This window comes from Rhodococcus sp. AH-ZY2, assembly GCF_030916465.1.
GTDB lineage: Bacteria > Actinomycetota > Actinomycetes > Mycobacteriales > Mycobacteriaceae > Rhodococcus > Rhodococcus ruber.
On the sequence record NZ_CP126458.1, the window covers coordinates 1660633 to 1685032 of the forward strand.

A 24400-nucleotide genomic window follows, 5' to 3' on the forward strand; every position below is an offset into this window, starting at 1 on the left:
GCTGCTCAGCCGTCTCCGAGCCGGCGTGGGCGGAACAGCGCCTCGGCGTCGTCCGTCGCGTAGGCGGACCGGCGTTGATCCGCCAGGCCCAGCATGTATTCGGCGACCTGCTCGGGGGCTGTGCGGTAGACGTCCCAAAGGTGTTTCGGGCCCTCGGGGAAGGCGATGATCCCTTCCCCCGCGGCGACGGCGTCCAGGATCGTCCGCGCGGCCTCGTCGGCGGTGATCGAGTCGTCGGGGGCTCGGCCCGCGACGGGATCTCCCATGAGCGAGGTCTCGAAGATCCGGGTGGCAACGTTGCCGGGGCACACCACCGAGACCCGGATGCCGTCGGCGGCAAGTTCGTACCGCAATGCTTCGCTCAACCCTACGATCCCGAATTTCGTTGTGCAGTAGAGCGATTGATATGGGAACGGCACCAGCCCCGCGACCGATGCGGTGTTGACGAGGTGACCGCCGCCCTGCCTCCGCATGATCGGCAGGGCGGCATGGATCCCGTAGATCACACCCCACAGGTTCAGATCCACGATGCGCCGCCACTGTTCGAGCGTCGCCTCACCGATCGGCAACGTGCCGCCTACCCCCGCGTTGTTGAACAGGAAGTCGAGGCGGCCGTGGCGGGAGGCCGCCTCCTCGATCAGGTGCTGGACCTCCTGCTGCCGCATCACGTCCACGGTTGCGCACTCGACGCGGCCGGCGTGCTCGACGAGGGACTCACGTGCCGCGGCGAGCCGCTCCGAGTCGCGGTCGGCGAGCACGACGACCGCGCCCGCGCGCGCGAGCGCCTCGCCGACGGCGCGGCCGATCCCCGAGGCCCCGCCCGTGACGACGCACACCCCTCCTTCGAAATGCCCGCTCATGTCCACAACCTCCGTGCCGAGGCGACCTGGAGGGCCTGGTGGCCGCGCGTGACGTCGTCGATCGGCAATCCGGCCGGAGCGTCGGCGACGTGCCTCTGGGTGGGGTTCTCCTCCCAGGTGAGCAAATGCCGGTCGATCGTTCCCTCCGCTTGCCCCTCCTGCGTGTAGGTGAGATCGATCGGGTACAGCGTCGGGTGGCTCAGGGCCGTGCCGGGCCTGCCGATGTGTGGGATGTAGCCGCCGCCGGCCATCGACCCCACGCCGCGGTTCATCGCGTATCCGATCTCGACGACCGCTTCGGTGATCTCGAAGCCCCCCCCGGACGTGACGCGTCGGGCCTGCGGATCTGTGCGGTACCGTGATGGCGACACCGGTCACATCGCAGTACGTCCACGACCCCAGGGGCGCGGGGGGCGAAGTGGGCAGGCTTCGAATATGTCTCGACCTCGGAGACGGTGAACACCTTCCGGAGCGTATCCCGTTCGTGCGGCATGCATTCTGATTCGCGGCGATCGGGGACCCACGCACTCGCGCGTCTGCTTGCAGAATGCCTCGCTCGAGCTGCCGGGTCCGGTACGGGGGCGATGCCAGGGCGACGGGAAGACCGTCCGGCGTTTCGCGCGGACGCCCGGTGTGCACCGCATCGTCGACGCCGAGGACCCGCATTGCCGTCTGCGTGGCGATGTCGCCTTCGGTGCCTCTCGGCTCGGATCGGGGGCGCCGGGTGGGATACGGTGGACTCGGTGCGCCGGGAAGTCTGGTCGGCAAACGATGACCGCTGCGCGAAATCCGAGGACGATCGATGACGACACCCTTCTCCCGCCTGCCGTTGCTCTCACGTGGATCGTGGGAGGAATCCAAGCGGGTGACCGAGATTCTCCGCAAGGAGACGGTCGGCGGCATCCTGCTGCTCATCGGCGCGCTCGCGGCCCTGATCTGGGCCAACACGCCGTGGTCCGACGCCTACCACAGCCTCCGTGACACCACGGTGGGCCCGTCCGCCCTGCATCTGGACCTGTCTCTCGGGACGTGGGCGGCCGACGGCCTGCTCGCCATCTTCTTCTTCGTCGTCGGCCTGGAACTCAAGCGCGAGTTCGTCGCCGGCGACCTGCGCGATCTACGGCGCGCCGCGGTGCCGATCACTGCCGCGGTAGGGGGAATGGCGGTTCCCGCCGTGGTGTTCGTCGCGGTGAATCTGCGTGGCGGAGGGGACGCCCTGGCGGGATGGGCCGTGCCCACCGCCACCGACATCGCCTTCGCCGTGGCCATCCTCGCCGTCATCGGGACGCACCTCCCGGCCGCCCTGCGTACCTTCCTGCTGACGCTCGCCGTCGTCGACGACCTGCTCGCCGTCACCGTGATCGCGGTGTTCTACACCGACGACCTCGACTTCGTATACCTCGGACTGGCGCTGCTGCCGCTGCTCGCCTTCGCGCTCGCGGTGCAGCGAGGCATCCGGTTCTGGTGGCTGCTGGTGCCGCTGGCGGCGCTCACATGGTTCCTCGTCCACGAATCCGGCGTGCACGCCACCGTGGCCGGCGTCCTGCTCGGGTTCACCGTGCCGGTCGCCCGCCGGACACGCACCGGAACCGAAGCCATGGCCGAGCAGTTCGAACATCGCCTCCGGCCACTGTCGGCCGGGGTGGCTGTCCCGATCTTCGCGTTCTTCGCCGCCGGCGTGACGATCGGTGGCCTCGACGGCCTGGGTGAAGCGCTCCGCGACCCGATCTCGATCGGTGTCGTCGCGGGCCTCGTGCTCGGCAAGGTCGTCGGGATCTTCGGCGTCACCTACCTGATGGCCCGGTTCACCCGCGCCCACCTGGACGAGGGTCTGAGCTGGCTGGACGTGCTCGGAGTCGCGCTGCTCGGCGGCATCGGCTTCACCGTCTCCCTGCTCATCGGGGATCTCGCGTACGGCGCCGGCACGGTCGCGGCCGACCACGTCAAGGTCGCCGTCCTCGTCGGCTCCCTCACGGCGGCGCTCGCCGCCTCGGTCGTGCTCCGCTCCCGGAACCGGGCCTACCGCAGGATCGCCGAACTCGAGACCGTCGACGCGGATCACGACGGCATCCCGGACGTCTACCAGCGCTGAGGCTCCGCCGGGTCGCGTGACAGGGATCGGCGATTCCTGGGCGAGGCGATCGACCCCGCCTAGAATGGACGGACGGACATCGCGGCGGCACCCGATCCCGCGCCGCCCCGGCCACCGCGGTGTACGCGGGTGATCGGAGGTGGACGTGCATCCCTCCGAACCCGCGCGTGTGCTACCCCGCCGGGCGTATCGGGCGCTCGTCGCGTTTCTGGTCCTCTTCGCTCTGCTCGTCGTGGGACCTCGGCTGGTGGCGGTGTACACGGACTGGCTCTGGTTCGGGGAAGTCGGCTACCGAGACGTGTGGGGCACCGTCCTCGTGACCCGGCTGGTGCTGTTCGCCGTGGTGACGCTGGTGGTGACGGGGCTGCTCTTCGGAGCGACGGTGTGGGCGTACCGATCGCGCCCCCTGTTCGCCACCGGTCCGGACGATCCGATCGAGCGATACCGGATCATGGTGCTGCGGCGCCCGAAGCTGTACGCGATCGGCATTCCGCTGCTGCTGGGACTGTTCTTCGGCCTGAGCGCACAGAGCCAGTGGGCCAGAGTGCAGCTCTTCCTCCACGGCGGAGCATTCGGTAGCTCCGACGCCGAGTTCGGGCACGATATCGGGTTCTACGTCTTCGACCTGCCCTTCTACCGGCTCCTGCTGACGTGGGCGTTCGTCGCGCTGTTCCTGGCACTCGTGCTCTGCGCGGCTACCCACTACCTCTTCGGTGGACTCCGGGTGCCCTTCACGACCGGCTCCGAGACCCGACGCGGTACCACCGGCGCGACGACGCGCGCGGCCCGGATCCAGATCGCGGTTCTCGCCGGGAGCTTCGTCGCGCTCAAGGCGGTCGCGTACTGGTTCGACCGGTACGAGTTGTTGTGGAGCGGCCGGAAGGAACCGACGTTCACCGGGGCCGGGTTCACCGACATCAACGCGGTCCTGCCGGCGCGCCTGATCCTGGTGGCGATCGCCGTGCTCTGCGCGGCGGCGTTCTTCGCCTCGATACTGCTGGACGACCTGCGGGTGCCGTTGATGGCGACCGCGCTCCTGGTCCTGTCGTCGATCGTCGTCGGCGGTGTCTTCCCGGCGCTCACGGAGCAGTTCTCGGTGCGCCCGAATGCGGCCGATCGCGAGAGCCCGTACATCGAGCGCAACATCGCCGCGACCAGGCAGGCGAACGAGATCGAGGCCGATCGCGTCGAGTACCTCGACTATCCCGGGGTCGGAACCCGGCCGCCGCGGGAGATCCCGGCCGACGTCACCACGATCGCCAATGCCCGGCTGCTGGACCCGAACGTGCTCTCCAGGACCTTCACCCAGCAACAGCAGCTGAAGAACTTCTACGGGTTCACTCCGCAGCTGGACATCGACCGGTACACCATCGACGGGAAGGTCGGTGACTACATCGTCGCCGCCCGGGAACTCTCCCCGGACAGTCTGAGCGGCAACCAGACCCAGTGGATCAACCGGCACACCGTCTACACCCACGGCAACGGATTCGTGGCGGCGCCGGCGAACCGGGTCAACGCCGCCGTCCGGGACGCGGCCGCGGCCGGCAGCGGAAGCGACAGCGGTTACCCCATCTACACCGTCAGCGACATCGCTTCCCAGGCCTCCGGCCGGCAACTGATCCCGGTCGAGCAACCGCGCATCTACTTCGGTGAGCTGATCGCGGCGTCGGACCCGGACTACGCGATCGTCGGCGGGCCCGCCGGTGCGGCGCCGCGCGAGTACGACACGGACACCTCCCAGTACACCTACACCGGAAGCGGGGGAGTGCCGATCGGGAGCTGGATCAACCGGCTGGCCTTCGCGGTGCGCTACGGCGAGCGCAACATCCTGTTCTCCGGCGCCATCGGGGCGGATTCGAAGATCATCTTCGATCGTGATCCGAAAACCCGCGTGGAGCGGGTCGCGCCGTGGCTGCGCACCGACGGCAACCCGTACCCGGCGGTCGTGGCCGGCCGGATCGTCTGGATCGTCGACGGCTACACCACCCTCGCGCACTACCCGTACTCCCAGGCCGGCGCGCTGCCCGGCGCCGGCGTCACCGAGACCGGCCGGCTGTTGCCGGGTGAGGCCGTCTCCTACATCAGGAACTCGGTCAAGGCCACGGTGGACGCCTACGATGGTACCGTCACCCTCTACCAGGTGGACACGAACGACCCGGTCCTCGCGGCGTGGATGGGCGCCTTCCCCGACGCCGTGCAACCGCCGGAATCGATCAGCCCGGAACTGCGCTCCCACTTCCGTTACCCGGAGGACCTCTTCGGTCTCCAACGGGACCGGCTCGCGAAGTACCACGTCGACGACCCACGGGAATTCTTCACCAACAGTGCGTTCTGGTCCGTTCCCAGCGACCCCACCTCCGAGGCCGTGGGGTCTCAGCCGCCGTACTACGTGCTGGTCGGTGACCGCGAGAGCGCGGAACCGTCCTTCCGTCTGGCCAGCGCGATGGTGGGGTTCAACCGAGAATTCCTCTCCGCCTACATCTCGGTGGACTCCGACCCGGACAACTACGGCCGGATGGAGGTGCTGCAGCTGCCGACCGACACGCAGACCCAGGGTCCGCAGCAGACCCAGAACTCGATGATCTCCGACACCCGGGTGGCCTCCGAACGCACCCTGCTCGAGCGGTCAAACCGGATCCACTACGGCAATCTGCTGACGCTGCCGATAGCGGAAGGCGGGGTGCTCTACGTCGAGCCCCTGTTCACCGAACGTCTCACGAGCACCGCCGACGGTTCGACGTTCCCGCAGTTGTCGCGGGTGCTGGTCAGCTATCGCGAACCCAGCGCCGGCGGCGTCCGTGTCGGGTACGCGCCCACCCTCGCCGAGGCCCTCGACCAGGTCTTCGGGGCGGGAACGGGCCGGGTGGCGACCGCGCCCGGAGGAGACGCCGCGACCTCGCCGGATCCTGCGACCGCGCCGCCGCCCGAGGACGGCGCCGCGGTGCCGCCGACCACCGCGCCCCCGCCGGCCGCGGAGCCGACCCCGGAGCAGCTGACCGCCGCCGTCGTCGAACTGAACAGCGCCCTGGCGGATCTGCGCGAGGCTCAGCGCACGGGCGACTTCACGTCGTACGGCGCCGCGCTCGACCGGCTCCAACGCGCCGTCGACAACTTCCTGGCGGCCGGGGGAAGCCCCAACTGAGGTTCACCGCGGCCGATGCCGGTGTCGTGGAGCCGCTCGCAATCGTGGCTGCCGTGGGCGGCGACCTCGCGCATCAACGGATCGGTGTCGACGACCACGATCTCGGACGGCGGGACGTCGTCCCGGGCGGCACGTCCACCGCGGCACGGCCCATGGTGCCTCCCTGGTCGTGAAATGCGAGCACCGATCGCCGACCGGATTTCCCGGCACTCCGGGCATCAGGCCCGGATCGAGGGAGCCTCGGTCCCGCCTGAAGTCACTGGTGCACGAGGCTGAGCCGACGCCACGACCACAGGGTCAGGCCCGCCGAGACGACCGGAACGGTGAGGGCCAGCGCGAGCTGCGGAGCGGTCACGGAACCGGCCTGCGGTCCCGCCGCCCACAGACCCGGAGCGGAGAACGGGAACCAGCCGCCGGCTCCCGTCATGACCGCCATCTGGGCGGCGATCACCACGGCGATGATCGTCCCGATCGCGGGCAGGTATCCCCGTGCCACGGTGGCGACCCAGGCGCAGGGAACGGCGAGCCCCGCGGTGAGCAGGGCTACGGCGAGGAATCGGCCGACGAGCGCAGCCGTCCCGGGGTCGAGGGGATCGTCGTCGACGAACGTTCCCGCGACCGCAAGCGCGGCGCCCGTCGCGACGCTGACGGCGACGGACCAGGTCAGCAGGATCAGCAGTTTCGCTGCAGCGACGGCCGGGCGGGAGACCGGGGCGGCCCACAGCCCGCTGATCGCCCCGTCGGTGAACTCGCGGCCGAAGACCCAGCCGACGACCACACCGAACCCGAGAAGCCCGCCCACCGAGACGATGGTATCGGCTGCGGCGAACAGCCCCGCACGGCCGCCGTCCTCGACGATCGCCTGCGCCTTGCCCGCCATCGTGGCGTCGGCGCCGTGCACGGATCGCAGGGTCAGCACGCACATGGCCACCACCCCCGTCGTGAGGAGGACGGTGGTGACCCACACGGGACGCGCCCGCCGGAACTTGGCCCATTCCACCGCCAGTGCGGCCCGGACCTGCTCGGACGTGGTCATCGGCGCGCCTCGCTGTCGCGGTACACCAGGTCGAAGAACTGCCGCTCGAGATCGATGCCGCGAGGGTCGAGGGCGCCGACGGTGCGCCCCTCGTTCACGACTGTGATGCGGTCGGCCACGCGGGCGACCTCGTCGAGGTGGTGACTCGACACCAGCGTCGCCGTGCCACGCTCCCGGCTGCGCTGCAGCAGCGTGCGCAACAGCATGATCCCGGCCGGATCCAGCGCATTGGTCGGCTCGTCCAGGATCAGCACATCCGGGTCCGCGATCAGTGCCGCGGCCAGCCCCAGTCGCTGCCGGTTGCCGAGGGACAGTTTCCGGGCACCGGTCCGCGCCCACCGGGCCAGGACGAGTTCCTCGATCCACCGGTCGGCCGCGGCGGTGGCGCCCGCCGCGGACAGGCCGGCGAGACGCCCCGCGATGCGCAGGTTCTGCACGACGGTGAGTTCGGGGTAGAGAAGCGGTGTTTCGACGAGGTGCCCGACCCCCGTCCAGTGCCGAGCCGGCATCGACGCCGGTGCCAGGCCCCGGACGCGCACGATTCCGTCGTCGGGCTCGATCATGCCGAGGAACAGGCGCATCAGGGTCGTCTTGCCCGCCCCGTTGAGGCCCACGAAGGCGTGCACCTCGCCCGCACGCACCTCGGTGGAGACGTTCTCGAGCACCGTCGTGGAGCCGTAGCGTGTGCACACGTCGCGGCACTCGAGCACGACGTCGCCGACCGTCGTCATGACGTCTCCCGCGACTGCCGCGAGGGATGGGCCTGCGGTACGAGCTGGCGCAGGGCCGACGCGATGCGGTTGCCGAGCGTCCCGTCGCCGGTCTCTGCCCAGTCCGTCAGCGCCGCCATGAGGGCGCCCATGCAGGCCCCGGCGGCGACGGCGGCTTCGAGTCGTCGGGTGCCCGGTTCGGCGAGCGCGGCGGCGACGGCCTCCTGGGTGCGCAGCGTGTTCTCCCACATCCGCGCGCGCAGCCGGGGATGCGTCGCGACGATTCTCAGGCGGGTGCGCACGTCCCCGAGGTCGCTCTCGGGAATCTGCGCCCAGGCCTCGAGGATCCCCCGGCACGCCCGTTCCAGCGGGCTCCGGTCCGCCGGTTGCGCGGCCACGGCCTCCGCGATGACCGGATCGTAGGGGTCGTCGAGCAGGACCGCATCCTTGGACGGAAAGTGCCGGAAGAACGTCATGTGCGACACCCCGGCGGCGGAGGCGATCCGGTCCACGGTGACGGCGTCGTAGCCGTCCTCGGTGAACAGGTGCACCGCCGTCGCCTGGATGCGCTGACGGGTTCGCGCGGACTTGGACACCCCATAATGTTAGCTACTAACATTACGGAGGGGCAAGGAGAGTCCGCCGCGGGTGGGTCATGCGCTCCGGAGGTCGCGCCGCCGGAACGCGGCCAGCCCGGCCGCCGTGACGAGCGCGGCAAGAACGACGAGTGCGACGAAGGAACCCGCGGCGAACGGTTCGAGCGGCATCTGCCGTACATGGTTCAGCGGGGAGAGAGCGCCGGCGCTGCCGGGCAGATCCAGGATCGGTCCGAAACTGCCCACCAGGTAGCCGTAGACGACCAGCACCCAGACCAGATCGAAGGCGCGAGGGACGAGACCGAACAGCGCCGCTGCGATCGCCGCGACACCGAGCACGGCGGGAACGTAGCCGAGAAGCGCCCATACCGACGCGGCCACCCGGATCGGCTCGCCGGTGGACGCCGCAGCCCCCAGCCCGGTCCCCAGGCCGGCGAGTGCGAGGAGCGCCACCACGCCCAGGGCGGTCACGGACAGCCCCGCTGCCATCCATCCGGCCCGGCCCGTCGCGGTCGCCAAGACGGGCTCGATTTGGCCCGACTGCTCCTCGCTCCGCAAGCGACGGACGGACAGGATCGCGAAGCAGGAGGCGAGGAAGGCCATCGTGTACCCGGTCAGGCCCAGGAAGCCGTCGACGAGATTCGCGGTCGAACCACCCATGAGCACAAGAATGTCCTCGGGCAGGTTCGCGAAGCTCTCGGCGATCGAGCCGGTCAGGGAGCCGTAGAACAATCCCGTCAGTGCCAGGCCCGTGCCCCACCCGGCGATGCTGCGGCGCTGTAACCGTAGCGCCAGCGCGAACGGGGTCGCCAGCGCCGGTGCCGCCTCGTCGCGGCCCGGCCGCGGGGGCACCAGTCCGGCGCCGAGGTCGCGACGGTCCACGACCCGGTACGCGGCCGCTGCGGCGACCGCCGCGAACCCGAACGACAAGGCCAGCGGTCCCCATCGCGGATCGACGAATGCTCGCGTCTGCTGAGACCAGGCGATGGGGGACAGCCAGGACACCGCGCTGCCGTGCCGCTCCAGGACGTCGCCGACGCCCCGCACGACGAAGGCCGTTCCCAGTGCCGCTGCAGCCAGTCCTGTGGCAGTGCGCGCGTGTTCGCACACCTGGCACACCAGGGCGGTGAGTGCGGCGAAGAACAGCCCCAGCGCCGCGAACCCGGCGGCGAACAGCACCGCCCCGCCGGCGTCCACCCCGGCCGCCGTCATTGCCGCGCCGCCGGCCACGACGAGGGCGGCGTTCGCGACGAGCGCGGTGACCAGGGCCGCGGTCAGCGGGGCGCGCCGGCCCACCTGACCCGCCAGGACGAGTTCGGTGCGACCGTTCTCCTCCTCGCCCCGGGTGTGCCGGACGACGAGGAGGATATTCATGAACCCGGCGGCGACCAGCAGGTACAGCCCGTACTGGTTCGCCACGAATGCCTCGAGCGTGGGGTCGTCCATGCCGTAGCCGGGACCCGACATCATCACCCCCGCTGGATTGTCGGCGAAACCGGCCACGCTGCGGAGGTCCTCGGTGTCCGGGTACGCCAGCCGCAGGGCCGCGACGAAGTACGCCGCCAGGGCCGAGATGCCGATCACCCACAGCGGCAGCCGGATCCGGTCCCGGCGCAGGTCGAAGCGGACCAGGAAGGCGGTCCCGGCGAAGGCGTTCATCGTCCGCCGCCCACGCCGGCGACCTGTCGATCGCTGCCGTAGTGGCGCAGGAACAGCTCCTCGAGCGACGGCGGTGCGCTCTCGAGGCTGCGGACGCCGTACTCCGCGAGCCGGCGGACCACCTCCTCGAGGTGACCGTTGTCGACCTCGAACACGGTGTGCCCGTGCTCGTTTCGCAGCTCGTGTACGCCTTCGACCTGCGCCAGTCCGGACGCGTCGAGGTCGGTGCGGACCGTGATCGTCGACCGGGTGAGATGCCGCAGCTGGGCCAGCGACCCGGATTCCACGGTCCGTCCGTCCCGGATGATCGTCACGGTGTCGCAGAGCTTTTCCACCTCGGCGAGGATGTGACTCGACAGCAACACCGACGACCCGCGCTGGGTCGCTTCGGCAACACAGTCCTGGAACACCCGCTCCATCAACGGGTCGAGGCCGGACGTCGGCTCGTCGAGGACGAGGAGATCCACGTCCGAGGCGAGTGCCGAGATCAGCGCCACCTTCTGGCGGTTGCCCTTGGAATAGGCGCGGCACTTCTTGCGAGGGTCGAGTTCGAAGCGTTCGACCAGCTCGGTGCGACGTGCGCGGTCGGCCCCTCCCCGCAGTCGGCACAGGAAGTCGATGGCCTCGCCGCCGGTGAGCGACGGCCACAGGTTCACCTCGCCCGGGACGTACGCGAGGTGCCGGTGCAACTCGACGGCATCGCGCCACGGATCGAACCCGAGCACGGTTGCGGAGCCGCCGTCGGCGCGCAGGAGCCCCAGCAGAATCCGGATGGTCGTGGACTTGCCGGCACCGTTGGGGCCGAGGAAGCCGGCCACCTCACCGCGGCCGACCTGAAAGCTGAGACCGTCCAGCGCGGTCGTGGCGCCGAACGTCTTGGTGAGGTCGTGGACCTCGACGATCGTGTTCATGACTGTGTCCTGAGGGTAGGCGGGTTCCGGATCAGGAAGGGGGAGCGGCGGATTCGCCGCCCCCGGCGCCCGCCGGTGGGTCCGGGACGTACATCAGGTAGTCGTCGAGCAGCTTGCGGCTGGTGAGCAGGCCCTCGGAATACAGTTCGAGGGCCGGGGCGGTGACGGTCTCGGTCAGGTGCCGGAAGAACCCGGTGAAGTCCCCGCCCCGCAGGAGATCCGGGTGCAGGGTCATCTGCAGCAGCATCGACCCCACGTTCATGGCGGTGAGCAGGCGGGCCCGGGCGCGGTTGTCCCGGGACGGCCGGATCAGGCCGCTGCGTTCGCCCTCGGCGAGGTAGTCGACCGCGTCGTCGACCAAGTGGTCGAAGAACTCGGCCGCGCTCTCGCCGCCGGCCTGAAAGGTACGGGCGACGTAGACGGCGAGCGGAGCGTACCGCTCGGCCCGGCCGAGTTGGGCCGGCCACGGGCCGGAGTCGCCGTCCGCGAGCGTCGTCCGCTTGGAGTCGCGGATCTGTTCCAGGACCCACGCGTCGCACGCCCGTCGCAGATCCTTCTTGGATCCGAAGTGGTGCACGATCAACGCCCCGCTCACGCCCGCGTCCGCGGCGATGGTCCGCAGGGACGCGCCGAACCCGTCGCGGGCGAAACGGAGGATTGCGGCCTCCCGGATGCGCGCGGCGGACGTGAGATCCCGGCGCTCGGCCGCCGAGAGCCGACCCGGCGTTGAACTCATGATCAGTATGTTAAACGCGTGTTCAGTCGCTGACAAGAGGGGAGCGCTTAACCCGCCTGTCGAGGACGAGGAGCGCCTACGGCGGGCCCTGCGCGCGCGCGTCGTCGAGCATGCGCATCACCCTCGTCGCGCTCACTCCGTGCACGAGAACGGAGAAGACGACGGTGAAGGCGACGGCGGCCCACAGCTCCTGCTCCTGCGCGATGTCGAGCTCCGCCGCGGCGTACGCGAGGTAGTAGACGGAGCCGATGCCGCGCACGCCGAAGAAGGCCGTGACGCGGCGTTCGCGGACGTCCATCTCGTCACAGCCCAGGAGCGAGAGCCAGCCGACCACGGGCCGGATCACCAGGACCAGGGCGGCCCCGACGAGAACCGAACCCCAAGACAACTCGGCGAGCAGGCCGGTGGTGAGGCCGGCCCCCAGCAGGAGCAGGACCGCAAGCGTGAGGACGTGCTCGAGCTGCTCGACGAGGCTGTGCATCTCCGCGTGGTACTCGTGTGCGCGTTCGATGCGCCGCATGGCGACCGCACACACGAAGACGGCGAGGAAGCCGTAGCCGCCGACCAGTTCGGCGATTCCGTACACCGCGAAGGTGGCCGCGAGCGCGACAATCGGTTCACCCCGGTCGGCCAGCCGCACGTGTGCGACGGGGAAGTGGAACACCGCCCGCCCGACGAGATGGCCCGCCAGCGCGCCCACCACGGCGCCCAGGACGATCTTGCCGAGTAGCTCCCACAGGACCCAGGACACGATCCAGTCCTCGATCGGGCCCTTCGTGAACAGGAAGAGGGCGAGGTAGACGAAGGGGAACGCCAGCGCATCGTTGAGGCCGGCCTCGGACGTGAGCGCGAACCGCACCTCGTCGTCCTCGCGGTGGGAACCCTCCCCGGACGTGGGCCCCTCGACCTGCACGTCGGACGCGAGGACGGGATCGGTCGGGGCGAGGGCGGCCCCGAGCAGCACGGCGGCCGCGGGAGTCAGCGCCGCGGCCCACCAGCCCAGCACCGCGACGGCCACGATGCCGAGGGGCATCGCGACCAGCAGCAGCCGCCGGGTGGACTTCCACGACCGCCACCCGAGCGGGCGGTCGATCGCGAGGCCGACTCCCATGAGCGCGACGATCACGCAGACCTCGCTGAGGTACTCCGCCACGGCCGGGTGCCAGCCGGGGGTGACGGCTTCGACATTGTCGAACAGCAGCCCGAGCAACGCGCCGGCCACCAGCACGATCATGGGTGCCGAGATCGCGCGGTTGTGGAAGAGCCGAGGCACGGTGACGGCGAAGAGCAGCGCGAGCCCGGCGGAGACGTAGATGATCGCGGTGTCCAGTGCCGGGCCTTCGTTCGCTGCGATGTGGTCGGCGCAAGGATGCCCACGCGGCCACTCCCCGAAACGCGCGCCCTCGCCCGTGGATCCCGCTCAGATGTCGAAGAACACGGTCTCGTGGCCGCCCGCCGGGGTGTCCTGCAGGTACACGTCGAAGGTGTAGATCACCTTGCCGTCGCGTTCGGAGCGTGTCGCGATCAGCGTGTCGCGGCGGGTCTCCCACTCGATCCCGGTCAGGACGGGGTCGGCGGCGTTGGCGTCGGCCTCGTCGTCGAAGTAGACCCGGGTGTGCAGGCCGAGGTTGATGCCCCGGGCGAACAGCACCATAAGGATGTGCGGGGCCTGGGTCCCGCCGTCGTTCGCCGGCACCGGCCCCGGCTTGATCGTCTCGAAGGTGTAGACGCCGGTGTCGAAGTCGCCGCCCGTGCGGCCCCAGCCGCGGAAGGTCGGATCGATCTCCCGAGCCTGGGTACGGCCGCCCTGGGTGTGGCCGTCCTGGGAATCGCCGGGGTGGGCGTACCTGCCGGCGGCGTTGGCCTGCCAGATCTCGATCAGCACGTCGCGCACGGGGGTGCCGGTGCCGTCGAACACGCGGCCCTCGAGGGTGATGTGCTCGCCCTTCGTCTCCGGCGTGGTGAGGACGTTGCCGAAGTTGTGGTCGAAGATGTCGAACCCGGCCTGCTGCGGCGCGAGCCCGATGTGGACGTACGGGCCGCCGGTCTGCGAGGGGGTCTCCGGGCGGCGCGCGATCATGCTGTGCGGGGAAAGGCTCATCGGGGGGCTCCGGGAAGGGTGATGTTGTCGAAGAAGGTGGCGCGGCGGCCGCGCAGGGTGAGGTCGAAGCGGTAGGTACGCGCGTCGAAGGGAGCGTTGTTGGCGGGATCCTCCTGTGCGATCAGGCTGCGCAGCTGGTCCAGCGTCGGAACGGTCTTCGCGATGGGGCAGCGCTCGATGAGCGGGTCGCCCTCGAAGTACATCTGGGTGATCAGGCGCTGTGCCCAGCCGGTGCCGTTGATCGAGAAGTGGATGTGCGCGGGCCGCCAGGCGTTGGTGCTGTTGGCCCACGGGTACGGCCCGGGCTTGATGGTGCGGAAGAAGTAGTAGCCGTTCTCGTCGGTGATCATGCGGCCGCAACCGCCGAAATTCGGGTCGATCGGCGCGAGGTAGCGGTCCTTTTTGTGGCGGTAGCGGCCGCCGGCGTTGGCCTGCCAGGCCTCGACCAGGGCGCCCTTCACCGGGTTGCCGAACTCGTCGCGTACGTAGCCGTGCACGATCAGGCGCTCACCGATCGGCAGGCCGTCCTTGGCGAAGTTGAGGATGAGGTCGTTGTCCTTCTCGCCGAGCTCGCGCGGGTCGAACACCGGCCCGGTCGTTTCCGAGAGCGTGGGGCGCGGTGCGATCAGTGCATTGCGTGGGGAACGCAACACCGATGTGCGGTATCCGGGGGTCAGCGCGGGCGGGTGCTGGGTGTGGTCGCGTTCGACGAACTCGCCGGACGCGGCGCCGGGGGCGGCGATGATCATGAGGCGGTACTCCTGGGAACTGTCGCACTGCGACGGACGGGATGTGCATCACGCTATGGGTGAGTAAGAGTCATGTAAATTGACGATTTCGGCGATCTTGCATAACTTTCAGTGATGCAAAGTGAGGGCGTCCCACCGGGTGACCGGGCATCGCGGCTTCTCGATCGCATCCGGTTACGTCACCTGACGTGTTTCGTCGCCGTCGCCCAGGAGGGCAACCTCGGCCGGGCTGCCGCCCGGCTGCACCTGAGCCAGCCGGCGGTCACCAAGACCCTCAACGAGCTCGAAGCGCTCTCCGGCGCGCGCCTCGTGGACCGGGGACGGCACGGCGCCCGGCTCACGCGGGCCGGGGAGGAATTCCTGAGTCGTGCCGTCGAGGTCACGGATGCGCTGGCATCCGCCGCAGGCGTGCTGGCCGGAACGGGACAACCGGCCGTTGCCCCGGTGCGGGTCGGCGCCCTGCCCACCGTCGCGAGCACCCTGCTGCCCGGCGCGATCACCCGGTTTCGGGACCGGCGCCCACACGTCGGCGTACAGATCCGCACGGGCCCGAACACCGCCCTCCTCGGCGCGGTGCGCGCGGGCGAACTCGACTTCGTCCTCGGCCGGACGGCCGACCCGGAGACCATGCGGGGGCTCTCGTTCGAACTTCTGTACGCCGAGTCGCTGGCCCTGGTCGTGCGCCCGGATCATCCGCTGGCCGAGGGTCCGGTGTCGGTGCCGGCGGTGCTGGATCATCCTCTCGTCGTCGCCACCGCCGGCACGGTGCCGCGGCACCACACCGAGGGCTTCCTCGCCCGGCACGGGCTGCGGCTGCCGTCCGGCATCATCGAGACCCTCGATGTCTCGGTCGCGCGCGGGCTGGTGCGCACCGGCGACGCCGTGTGGCTGACCCCCGAGCGGGTCCCGCAGGGCGATTTGGACGACGGCACGCTCGTGCGGCTGCCGGTGCCCACGCCCGGCACCGCCGAACCCGTCGGGCTGCTGCGCCGCACCAGCGCCGACACGCCCGTCGCCGCCGAGGAGCTCGTCGCGATCCTGCGCGAACTGGCCGTCGGGTGATCATGGCAGGATCTCCCGCATGGCTGAACAGACTTCCGACACCCCGACGACCGAGCTGTGGGTCGAGCGCACCGGCACCCGCCGCTACACCGGTCGCAGCTCCCGCGGTGCCGAGGTGCTGATCGGATCGGAGACCGTCGACGGCGTCTTCACCCCCGGCGAGCTGCTGAAGATCGCGCTGGCGGCCTGCTCGGGGATGAGCTCGGACTTCCCGCTCTCGCGCCGGCTCGGCGACGACTACGACGCCACGATCCGGGTCTCCGGCGCTGCGGACCGGGAGAACGAGGTGTACCCGCACCTCGTCGAGGAGATGGTGCTGGACCTCAGCGAGCTGGACGAGGAGGCGCAACGGCGTCTTGTCGCGCTCGTGGAGCGATCCGTCGACAAGGTGTGCACCGTCGGCCGTACCCTCGAGGCCGGCACCAAGGTGACGTTGAACATCGTTCGGGACGCGTGAGCGGCGGATATCGGCAGGGAGGGCGGATGGATCGCAAAGCGGCCGGACTCGCGCTCGCCGTCGGGCTCCTCGCGGGCGGAGCGCCGGCGGCGGCCGCGTCCGCCCCGACGAGCTGCACGCCGTGGCGGGTGGACGTCGTCGCGTCCGGGCTCGGCATCCTCGAGAACCTCGCCTTCGACGGTCGGGGCGGACTGCTGGCCTCGGCGTCCACCCCGGCGGGCGGCGGGTCGCTGCTGACCCTCACCCCCGACGGGCGGGCCGACACCGTGGTGGCCGAGGTCCCGGCGCCCGGCGGCATCGTCGTCGACGAGGGCACCGCGTTCTTCACGACGGGCAACGGCACCGTCTCCGGGCTGCTCGGCCGCACCGACGGCACCCTGGAGGCCGTCGACCTCGACACCGGGGCGCGCCGCACCGTCGCGGCGGGCCTCACGATGCCCAACGGCCTCGTCCGCCTCCCCGGCGGAGACTTCCTCGTCAGTCGGAATCTGGGCAGCCCCCCGGGCCTGACCCGCGTCCCGGTCGACGGCCGCGCTCCGGAGACGCTCCGCACCGACCTCGGTTCCGTCAACGGACTCGCGATCGAAGGCAAAACCGTGTATGCAGCAACAACATTCGATCCGACCACCCGGATTCATGCGCTCGACGCCGACGATCTCGACGGCCCGGCCCGGACTCTGGACCCGTCCGGTCCCGGCCCCCTCGAAACCGCCGACGACCTCGACGTGGGGCCCGACGGTGCGCTGTACGTCCCGCTCAACGTCGCCGGCAGGATCCTGCGCGTCGACCCGGTGACCGGCGCCGGCTGCACGATCGCCACCGGGGTCCCCTTCGTCTCCGCCGTCGCGTTCGGCGACGGTCCCGGCTGGGACCCGGACGTCCTCTACACCACCGGATTCGACGGCTCCGTCCACGCCGTGCGTCCGGTCCGCGATGCCGGGGAGCCGTCGTGATGCAGTCGTCGCCGGATGCGGTCCGGCTCACCGCCTGGGTGCACGGGTACGTCCAAGGTGTGGGATTCCGCTGGTGGACCCGCTCGCGCGCCCTCGAACTCGGCGTCGTCGGTCACGCCACCAACCACCCCGACGGACGCGTGCTCGTCATCGCCGAGGGCCCCCGCGACGCCCTCGAACGCCTGCTCGCCGCGCTGCGCTCGGGCGAGACACCGGGCACGGTGCGGCTGGTGGTGGAGAGCTGGGAGCCGGCGCGCGGCGACCTGACCGGCTTCGTCGAGCGGTGACGGCCCGCCGGTAAGGTTCTCGCACATGTATTTGAAGGGTCTGACGCTCAAGGGCTTCAAGTCTTTCGCGTCCGCGACGACTCTGCGGTTCGAACCGGGCATCACGTGTGTCGTAGGGCCGAACGGTTCCGGCAAGTCCAACGTCGTCGACGCCCTCACCTGGGTGATGGGCGAGCAGGGCGCCAAGGCGCTGCGCGGCGGCAAGATGCAGGACGTCATCTTCGCCGGCACCGCCGGCCGGCAGCCCCTGGGCCGGGCCGAGGTCACCCTCACCATCGACAACTCCGACGGCGCGCTGCCCATCGAGTACTCCGAGGTGTCCATCACCCGGCGGATGTTCCGCGACGGCGCGGGGGAATACGAGATCAACGGGACCTCGTGCCGGTTGATGGACGTGCAGGAACTGTTGTCCGACTCCGGCATCGGCCGGGAGATGCACGTCATCGTCGGTCAGGGCCGCCTCTCCGCCATCCTCGAGTCCCGGCCGGAGGACCGCCGTGCCTTCATCGAGGAGGCTGCCGGTGTCCTCAAACACCGCAAGCGCAAGGAGAAGGCGGTCCGCAAGCTCGACGCGATGCAGGCCAACCTGGCGCGCCTGACCGACCTCACCGCCGAGCTGCGCCGCCAGCTCAAACCGCTCGGCCGTCAGGCCGAGGTGGCGCGCCGCGCCCAGACCATCCAGGCCGACCTGCGCGACGCCCGCCTGCGGCTCGCCGCCGACGACCTCGTCACCCGGCGCGCCGAATTCGCCGATCAGGACGAGCAGGAACGCGTCCTGCGCGAACGACTCGACCACGTCGCTGCGGAGCTGGACGACGCCAACGCCGAACTCGCACGCCACGAGGAGGCGGTCGCTCGGCTCACCCCCGGCGCCGAGGCCGCGTCGCAGACCTGGTTCCGCCTGTCCGCGCTCGCCGAACGCCTCGGTGCCACCGTGCGCATCGCCCAGGAACGCGCCCGCCACCTCGACACCGCCCCGGCGGCCCGCGACGGCCAGGACCCGGACGAGATGGAGGCCCGCGCCGACCGGATCGCCGAAGAGGAGGCCGACCTGCTCGAGGCGGTCGAGATCGCCCACGGCACCCTCGAAGCCGCGAAGGAGCAACTCGCCGCCCAGGAGGAGGCCGCCGCGGCCGCCGAGCGGGCGCACCTGGCCGCGGTGCGGGCCGTCGCCGACCGGCGGGAGGGACTCGCGCGCCTGGCCGGACAGGTCGAGACCGTGCGCACGCGCGCCGAGTCCATCGACGCGGAGGTCACCCGGCTGACCGTCGCCATCGAGGAGGCCCGGCTGCGGGGTGTCGCCGCCCAGGCCGAGTTCGAGACGGCCCAGGCCCGCATCGACGACCTCGACGCCGGCGAGATCGACGCCGACGCCCAGCACGAACGCGCCCTCGAGGCCCTGCGGCGCGCCGACGCGCGCGTGCAGGAACTGCAGGACGCCGAGCGCGCGGCGGGCAAGGAGGTCGCCTCCCTCGGGGCGCGCATCGAGGCGCTGTCGATGGGCCTCGAACGCAAGGACGGCGCCGCCTGGCTCCTCGAGCACCGTCCCGATCTCGGACTGGCGGGGCCGCTCGCGGAACGCGTCCGCGTCGAGGCCGGATACGAGGTCGCCGTCGCAGCGGCGATGGGCCCGGCCGCCGATGCGCTCGCCGCGGACTCCGTCCCGGCGGCCGCCGCGGCCGTCGCCGCGCTGGTGGACGCCGACCAGGGCCGGGTCGCGTTCGTCGCCGGCGGCACCACCGCACCGTCCGAGCCGGCGAGCCTGCCGGCCGGGGCACGCTGGGTGCGGGGCGTGATCGACTGCCCGCCGGAACTGCGCGGCGGACTCGACGCGTTGCTCGCGCGCACCGTCGTCGTGGACGACCTGCCCTCCGCGATCGAACTGTGCCACGTGCGTCCCGACCTGCGGGCCGTGACCCGCAGCGGTGATCTCGCGGGCTCCGGCTGGGTCGTCGGCGGCTCCGGGCGCGCGCCGAGCACGCTCGAGGTGCAGGCCGCGATCGACGCGTCCCGCACCGACCTCGACCGCGCGGTGCGGCGCTCCGAGGAACTCTCGGCGGCCCTCGCCGGGGCCCTGGCCGAGCAGGCGGCACGTGCCGAGGTGGCCGAACAGACCCTCGCGGCCCTCAACGAATCCGACGCCGCGATGTCCGCGGTGTACGAGCAACTGGGCCGGCTCGGGCAGGCCGCGCGCGCCGCCCACGCCGAGTCCGAGCGGCTCGCCGCGCAGCGCACCCGCGCCGAGACGGAACGGGACACGGCCCGCCGGGAGGTCGTCGAGCTCGAGGAGCGGCTGCGGCTGGCCGAGCAGGAGCAGGGCGACGACGGCGCCGACCCCGGCACGGACGCGACGGCCCTCGACCGGGAGGTCGCCGCGGCCGCCCTCGCCGAGGTCCGGGCGGTGGAGATGGAGGCGAGGCTTGCGGCCCGCACCGCGGAGGAACGCGCCCAGGCGCTGCGCGGCAAGGCGGACTCGCTGCGCCGTGCCGCCCGGGCCGAACGGGAGGCGCGGGCCCGCGCCGAGCGGGCGCAGCGGGCCCGCAGGCAGGCCGCGACCGTCGCCGCGGCCGTGGCCGAGTCCGGAGCCCGGGTCGCCGCCCACCTGGACGAGGTGATCGCCGCCGCATCGGCCCACCGCGACGAGCTGACCCGTCAGCGCGCCGAGCGCGCCGAACAACTCGACCGGGTCAAGGAACGGGTACGCGACCTCGGCGCGCAGCGCGCCCAGCTCACCGACGCGGTACACCGGGACGAGGTCGCCCGCGCGCAGGCGGCGCTGCGGATCGAGCAGCTCGAGCAGGCCGTCGTCGAGCAGTTCGCCATAGCACCCGACGACCTGGTCGCCGAGTACGGCCCCGACGTGCCGCTGCCGCCCAGCGAACTCGAGATCGCCGAGTTCGAGCAGGCGCGCGAGCGCGGCGAGCAGGTCGTCGCGCCGCAGCCGCAGCCGTACGACCGTGCCACCCAGGAGCGGCGCGCCAAGCGCGCGGAGAAGGACCTGGCGACCCTGGGAAAGGTCAACCCGTTGGCGCTCGAGGAGTTCGCCGCCCTCGAGGAGCGGTACAACTTTCTCGCCACGCAGCTCGAGGACGTCAAGAACGCCCGCAAGGACCTGCTCGGCGTGGTCGCCGACGTCGACGCCCGCATCCTGCAGGTGTTCACCGAGGCCTATGCGGACGTCGAGCGCGAGTTCGAGCAGGTGTTCGCCAAGCTCTTCCCCGGCGGCGAGGGCCGCCTCGTGCTGACGGATCCGTCGGACATGCTCACCACCGGCATCGAGGTCGAGGCCCGGCCGCCGGGCAAGAAGGTCAAGCGGCTGTCGCTGCTCTCCGGAGGCGAGAAGTCGCTGACCGCGGTGGCGATGCTCGTGGCGATCTTCCGGGCCCGGCCGTCGCCGTTCTACGTGATGGACGAGGTGGAGGCCGCCCTCGACGACACGAACCTGCGCCGGCTGATCGGGTTGTTCGAGCAGCTGCGGGAAAAGTCCCAGCTCATCGTCATCACCCACCAGAAGCCGACGATGGAGATCGCCGACGCCCTGTACGGAGTCAGCATGCGCGGTGACGGCATCACCCGTGTCATCTCCCAGCGGATGCGCGGTCAGGATCTTTCTCGCCCAGAGCTGAACGCCGCCGCCGCGCCTGACAGTATGGGGGCGTGAGTACCGGAGCCTGGATAGCCATCGCGGCGGCGCTTGCCGTCCTCCTCGTCGCGCTCGTCGTCGGCTTGACGCTGTACCGGAGGCGGCAGGTGTCGCTGACAGCGCAGCAGACACCGCAGCTCGAAAGCACCGAGCAGAAGGACCGATCCGGCGGCTACAAGGCTGCGGGCGGATTCAGCTTCAGTCAGGGTGCGACCGCGACGGCGCCACCGCAGCCGGTCGAGCGGCCGGCCCCCACACCTCCGGTGATCCCGGAACCGCCGGCGTCCCCCAAACCGCCGGTCGCTCCGGAATCCACGGTGCTCCCGGAACCGAAGGTCGTGCCACTGCCGGCGGAGGTCTCGGAGGCTCCGGCACCGACGGTCGAACCCGAGCAGGCTCCGGAAGCCGGCGCCGCCCCCACCGTCGAACCGGCACCCCGGGTCGAGCCCGTCCCCGGCGTCGAGCCGCAGACGGCGCCGGCACCGTCCGAGGTCGTCCCGCCGGTCGAGGAGACCGCACCGGTGGAGGAAGCCGCGCCGGTGGAGGAGGCCCCGCCGGTGGAGGAGGCCCCGCCGGTGGAGGAGGCCCCGCCGGTGGAGGAAGCCCCGCCGGCTCCCGCCGCCGAACCCGAGGTCATCGCGCCACCGGCCGTCGAGCCCGAGGTTGCGCCGGTCCCGCAGGTGCCGCCGATCGAGGAGATCGCCCCGACCGAGGGCCGGCTGGACCGGCTGCGTGGCCGGCTCGCGCGGTCGCAGTCGGCCGTGGGCAAGAGCCTGCTCGGTCTGCTCGGCGGTGGCGACCTCGACGAGGACTCGTGGGAGGAGATCGAGGACACCCTGCTGATCGCCGACCTCGGCGCCGCGACCACGACGCAGATCGTCGAGCGGCTGCGCGTGCAGATGGCCGCCCGCAGCGTGCGCACCGAGGCCGAGGCCCGGGCCGTCCTGCGGGACGTGCTGGTCGAGGCGCTGCACCCGGAGCTGGACCGGTCGATCCGGGCCCTGCCGCACCAGGATCACCCGGCGGTGCTGCTGGTCGTCGGGGTCAACGGCACCGGGAAGACCACCACCACCGGCAAGCTCGCCCGGGTCCTCGTCGCCGACGGCCGCCGCGTCCTGCTGGGCGCCGCCGACACCTTCCGGGCGGCGGCCGCCGACCAGTTGCAGACGTGGGCCGAGCGGGTCGGGGCCGAGGTCGTGCGCGGCAAGGAGGGGGCCGACCCGGCCGCGATCGCCTTCGACGCCGTCGCCCGGGGTACCGAGCAGGGCGTGGACGCCGTGCTCGTCGACACCGCCGGCCGCCTGCACACCAAGACCGGTCTGATGGACGAGCTCGGCAAGGTCAAGAGGGTCGTGGAGAAGAAGGCCGCGGTCGACGAGGTGCTGTTGGTGCTCGACGCGACGATCGGGCAGAACGGCCTGATGCAGGCGCGCGTGTTCGCCGAGGTCGTCGACATCACCGGCGTGGTGTTGACCAAGCTCGACGGCACCGCCAAGGGCGGAATCGTGTTCCAGGTCCAGCACGAACTCGGGGTCCCGGTGAAGCTCGTCGGACTCGGGGAGGGCGCGGACGATCTCGCGCCGTTCGAGCCGGGGGCATTCGTCGACGCCCTGCTGGGCTGACGCCCCGGCACCCCGCCGCCTCGCGACCGACCCCGGCCACCCGGCCTCCGACCGGGTGGCCGGTTTTTGTCACGGAAAGATAACAAATCGTCACTCGGTTCCCATCTGCCACTCGGGTTCGGTAGAAACAGGTGCCGGACGGATCCCGCGGGAGCGGGTGGCGACGGGGAAGCAGCGACGAGAGGCTCCTGCGGGAGCTCGCCGCGCTGGCCACCCGGTCCCGCCGGATCCGTCCGGCCCGAGTCCCGCCGACCCGCCGCCGTCGCCTCCCGCGACCACCGTCGGGGAGACGCGGAGGACGGTCCACGGCGGCCGGGTTCGCGGCGAAACACGAACGAAACACATGTCCGATTTGCGTTCACTGCGCTGAAACAGCGCGGCGCTCCCACCGAAACATCACCACAGCATTCTTCTCTCGACGACGCGCTGACCGGCGCGGCCAACAGGGAGGTTGCAAGTGGAGGAAGTGGTGAACACCGGCGACGCGGCATGGATGCTGATATCGGCGTCCCTGGTGCTGTTGATGACGCCCGGTCTGGCGTTCTTCTACGGTGGCATGTCGCGCACGAAGGCCGTCCTGAACATGATGATGATGTCCTTCGGGGCGATGGCGGTCATCGCGGTGATCTACGTGCTGTGGGGCTGGTCGATGTCCTACGGCACCGAGGACATCGGGGGCATCTTCGCCAACCCGTTCCAGATGTTCGGTCTGCAGGGCGCCATCTACGACGACGCCGGTGAGTTCCTGCCCGGTCTCGGCGACTATCCGCAGATCATCGACATCGCCTTCCAGGTGACCTTCGCGGTCGTCACCACCGCCCTGATCAGCGGTGCCCTCGCCGAACGCGTGAAGTTCGGCACCTGGCTGACCTTCGCCGCCGTCTGGGTCACCGTCGCGTACTTCCCCCTCGCCCACATGGTGTGGGGTGGCGGCCTGCTCTCCGGCTCCGAGGACGGCCTCGCCGCCAAGATCTTCGGCACCTCCGACGACGGTGAGGGCGGGCTCGTCGCGACCGTCGCGCCCATCGACTTCGCCGGTGGCACGGTCGTGCACATCAACGCCGGCATCGCCGCGCTCGTCCTGGTGCTGATCATCGGCAAGCGCGCCGGGTTCGGCCGCACGGCCTTCCGTCCGCACAACCTGCCGTTCGTCATGCTCGGCGCCGCGCTGCTGTGGTTCGGGTGGTTCGGGTTCAACGCCGGCTCCGCGTTCGCCGCCGACGGCGTGGCCGGCCTGGCCTGGGTCAACACCACCACGGCCACCGCCGCCGCGATCCTCGGCTGGCTCCTCGCCGAACGGATCCGCGACGGCAAGGGCACCAGCCTCGGTGCCGCCTCGGGTGCCGTCGCCGGCCTGGTCGCCATCACTCCGGCGGCCGGTGCGCTCAGCCCGGTGGGCTCCATCGTGCTCGGCGCGGTCGCGGGCGTCCTGTCCGCCCTGGCGGTCGGCCTGAAGTACAGGTTCGGGTACGACGACTCCCTCGACGTCGTCGGCGTGCACCTCGTCGCGGGCCTGTGGGGCACCGTCGCGATCGGTTTCCTCGGCACCGAGACGGGACTGTTCTACGGCGGCGACTACAAGCAGCTCGTGATCCAGATCGTCATCGCAGTATTCGCCCTGGTCTACACCGGCATCGTCACCGCGATCGTCGCCTTCGCGCTCAAGCCGCTCGGCTGGCGGGTGTCGGAGGAGGAAGAGGCACGCGGCATCGACGAGGCCGAGCATGCGGAGTCGGCATACGACTTCGCGGCCGCCCTCAAGTGATAAGAAGACAGCAGGGCAC

The 24400-nt window shown here is 71.0% G+C and carries 21 protein-coding genes; 10 read left to right on the forward strand and 11 right to left on the reverse strand.

The features are described from left to right. Positions 1-5 precede the first annotated feature (5 nt). A complete protein-coding gene (locus QNA09_RS08775; RefSeq protein WP_234420184.1) occupies positions 6-860 on the reverse strand; it encodes an SDR family oxidoreductase in 855 nt (284 codons plus the stop codon). Next, positions 857-1231, reverse strand: a complete 375-nt coding sequence (locus QNA09_RS08780) for an acetoacetate decarboxylase (RefSeq protein ID WP_308072422.1) — start codon at positions 1229-1231, stop codon at positions 857-859. The genes QNA09_RS08775 and QNA09_RS08780 overlap by 4 nt, the downstream gene beginning before the upstream one ends. A 494-nt stretch (positions 1232-1725) precedes the next feature. On the opposite strand from QNA09_RS08780, the gene nhaA reads away from it, so the two are divergent. The 3 genes from nhaA (at position 1726) to QNA09_RS08795 (ending at position 6267) form a co-directional block, all read left to right on the forward strand. Next, positions 1726-2952 carry a Na+/H+ antiporter NhaA gene (gene nhaA, locus QNA09_RS08785; RefSeq protein ID WP_010592782.1) on the forward strand — a complete coding sequence of 409 codons (1227 nt, stop codon included), beginning with the start codon at positions 1726-1728 and terminating at the stop codon, positions 2950-2952. 139 nt (positions 2953-3091) lie between these two features. Continuing rightward, positions 3092-6094 (forward strand): UPF0182 family protein, encoded by a 3003-nt coding sequence (locus QNA09_RS08790; protein WP_308072423.1) that lies wholly within the window; start codon positions 3092-3094, stop codon positions 6092-6094. A gap of 26 nt (positions 6095-6120) precedes the next feature. Continuing rightward, a complete protein-coding gene (locus tag QNA09_RS08795) occupies positions 6121-6267 on the forward strand; it encodes a hypothetical protein (RefSeq protein ID WP_017680532.1) in 147 nt (48 codons plus the stop codon). Positions 6268-6350: 83 nt separating this feature from the next. Here the strand turns inward: QNA09_RS08795 and QNA09_RS08800 are convergent, their stop codons facing one another. The 9 genes from QNA09_RS08800 to pcaH form a co-directional block, all read right to left on the reverse strand. Continuing rightward, positions 6351-7130 carry an ABC transporter permease gene (locus tag QNA09_RS08800; protein ID WP_010592780.1) on the reverse strand — a complete coding sequence of 260 codons (780 nt, stop codon included), beginning with the start codon at positions 7128-7130 and terminating at the stop codon, positions 6351-6353. Next, entirely contained in the window at positions 7127-7861 is a 735-nt protein-coding gene (locus tag QNA09_RS08805; RefSeq protein ID WP_017680534.1) for an ABC transporter ATP-binding protein, read from the reverse strand. The genes QNA09_RS08800 and QNA09_RS08805 overlap by 4 nt, the downstream gene beginning before the upstream one ends. Beyond that, complete coding sequence (locus QNA09_RS08810; protein ID WP_017680535.1) at positions 7858-8436, reverse strand: TetR/AcrR family transcriptional regulator; 579 nt, start codon at positions 8434-8436, stop codon at positions 7858-7860. The genes QNA09_RS08805 and QNA09_RS08810 overlap by 4 nt, the downstream gene beginning before the upstream one ends. Positions 8437-8493: 57 nt before the next feature. Then, complete coding sequence (locus QNA09_RS08815; protein WP_099527962.1) at positions 8494-10095, reverse strand: ABC transporter permease; 1602 nt, start codon at positions 10093-10095, stop codon at positions 8494-8496. Further along, a complete protein-coding gene (locus QNA09_RS08820; RefSeq protein ID WP_010592776.1) occupies positions 10092-11006 on the reverse strand; it encodes an ABC transporter ATP-binding protein in 915 nt (304 codons plus the stop codon). The genes QNA09_RS08815 and QNA09_RS08820 overlap by 4 nt, the downstream gene beginning before the upstream one ends. 31 nt (positions 11007-11037) lie before the next feature. Beyond that, positions 11038-11742 (reverse strand): TetR/AcrR family transcriptional regulator, encoded by a 705-nt coding sequence (locus QNA09_RS08825; protein WP_017680537.1) that lies wholly within the window; start codon positions 11740-11742, stop codon positions 11038-11040. A gap of 76 nt (positions 11743-11818) precedes the next feature. Then, positions 11819-13015, reverse strand: coding sequence for a sodium:proton antiporter (locus QNA09_RS08830; protein WP_017680538.1), 1197 nt, complete (start codon positions 13013-13015; stop codon positions 11819-11821). A 147-nt stretch (positions 13016-13162) separates the two neighbouring features. Continuing rightward, the gene (pcaG, locus tag QNA09_RS08835) at positions 13163-13843 is read right to left on the reverse strand and encodes a protocatechuate 3,4-dioxygenase subunit alpha (protein WP_102030775.1); all 681 of its coding nucleotides are present in this window, start codon (positions 13841-13843) and stop codon (positions 13163-13165) included. Beyond that, positions 13840-14592 (reverse strand): protocatechuate 3,4-dioxygenase subunit beta, encoded by a 753-nt coding sequence (pcaH, locus tag QNA09_RS08840; protein WP_017680540.1) that lies wholly within the window; start codon positions 14590-14592, stop codon positions 13840-13842. The genes pcaG and pcaH overlap by 4 nt, the downstream gene beginning before the upstream one ends. Positions 14593-14706: 114 nt before the next feature. Here pcaH and QNA09_RS08845 point away from each other — a divergent pair, with 114 nt between their 5' ends. The 7 genes from QNA09_RS08845 (at position 14707) to QNA09_RS08875 (ending at position 24381) form a co-directional block, all read left to right on the forward strand. Beyond that, entirely contained in the window at positions 14707-15654 is a 948-nt protein-coding gene (locus tag QNA09_RS08845; protein ID WP_017680541.1) for a LysR substrate-binding domain-containing protein, read from the forward strand. A gap of 19 nt (positions 15655-15673) precedes the next feature. Beyond that, positions 15674-16111, forward strand: a complete 438-nt coding sequence (locus QNA09_RS08850; RefSeq protein WP_017680542.1) for an OsmC family protein — start codon at positions 15674-15676, stop codon at positions 16109-16111. Positions 16112-16137: 26 nt separating this feature from the next. Continuing rightward, complete coding sequence (locus QNA09_RS08855) at positions 16138-17064, forward strand: SMP-30/gluconolactonase/LRE family protein (protein WP_010592768.1); 927 nt, start codon at positions 16138-16140, stop codon at positions 17062-17064. Next, the gene (locus tag QNA09_RS08860) at positions 17064-17351 is read left to right on the forward strand and encodes an acylphosphatase (RefSeq protein WP_003939033.1); all 288 of its coding nucleotides are present in this window, start codon (positions 17064-17066) and stop codon (positions 17349-17351) included. Before QNA09_RS08855 ends, QNA09_RS08860 begins: the two co-directional genes overlap by 1 nt. 25 nt (positions 17352-17376) lie before the next feature. Further along, positions 17377-21012: a chromosome segregation protein SMC gene (gene smc, locus QNA09_RS08865; protein WP_308072425.1), complete on the forward strand. Its 3636-nt coding sequence runs from the start codon at positions 17377-17379 to the stop codon at positions 21010-21012. Beyond that, positions 21009-22616 (forward strand): signal recognition particle-docking protein FtsY, encoded by a 1608-nt coding sequence (ftsY, locus tag QNA09_RS08870; protein ID WP_017680545.1) that lies wholly within the window; start codon positions 21009-21011, stop codon positions 22614-22616. Before smc ends, ftsY begins: the two co-directional genes overlap by 4 nt. Positions 22617-23073: 457 nt before the next feature. Next, positions 23074-24381, forward strand: coding sequence for an ammonium transporter (locus QNA09_RS08875; RefSeq protein WP_010592763.1), 1308 nt, complete (start codon positions 23074-23076; stop codon positions 24379-24381). The last annotated feature ends 19 nt before the right edge of the window (positions 24382-24400 follow it).